General features: G+C 40.8%; 1 pseudogene. It reads right to left on the bottom strand.

Going from position 1 to position 993, the window contains the following annotated elements:
• Positions 1–993, bottom strand: a pseudogene (locus AX662_RS10660) (accessory Sec-dependent serine-rich glycoprotein adhesin); the annotation flags it as partial.

Raw genomic sequence — 993 nt, 5'->3', positions numbered from 1 at the left:
ACTCACTTACTGAGGCAGATTCTGAGTTTGAAACAGACTGTGAGGCTGAAATTGATTCACTTACTGATGATGATTCTGAATTTGACTCGGATTGCGATGTTGATGTTGATTCGCTCTCTGAAGCTGAAACTGAGTTTGATACTGATTGTAATTCTGAGATTGAAGCACTTAATGATACAGACACTGAATTAGAGACTGATTGTGATTCTGAAACAGATACACTCAATGACGCTGACTCACTCAAGGAGGCTGATTCAGAAGCCAAAACTGATGCACTTGTGCTCTCTGATTCACTCAAGGATACAGACTCACTAGTTGAAACTGAAGCACTTAATGAAGCTGAAACTGAATTTGAGTCGGATTGTGACATTGATGTCGACTCACTCTCTGAAGCTGAAACTGAGTTTGAAATAGACTGTGATGCTGAGACAGAAGCACTTGTTGATGCAGACACTGAATTAGAGACTGATTGTAATCCTGAAACTGATGCACTCAATGACGCCGACTCACTCAAGGATGTTGAGTTAGATGTTGAAACCGATTCACTTGTTGAAATGAAGCTTGAAGCCGAGTTCGAAACAGATTCAACAGTTGAAATAATCGCAGAAATTGAAGCACTGAAAGCTTGAGACTGACTTTCAAATACAGAAGCACTTAATGAGCTCGATGTACTCAATGACACTGATTCAGAAGCCGAAACTGATGCACTTGTGCTCTGCGATTCACTCAATAATGCTGACTCACTAGCTGAAACTGATGCACTTACTGACGATGAAACTGAGTTTGACTCAGATTGTGACTCAGAGATTGACGCACTTTCTGAAGTCGAAACTGAATTTGATTCTGATTGTGAAGCTGATGTCGACTCACTCTCTGAAGCTGACTCGTAATTTGAGATTGATTGAGAGATCGATGTTGATGCACTTTCAGATGCTGATGTTGAGTTCGATTCAGACTGTGATGTTGATGTTGACGCACTTTCTGAAGCTGAGA

The organism is Streptococcus sp. CCH5-D3 (genome assembly GCF_001556435.1).
Classification (GTDB): Bacteria; Bacillota; Bacilli; order Lactobacillales; family Streptococcaceae; genus Streptococcus.
The sequence above is the reverse complement of the archived record's forward strand: the minus strand, read 5'-3'. Positions and strand labels throughout refer to the sequence as shown.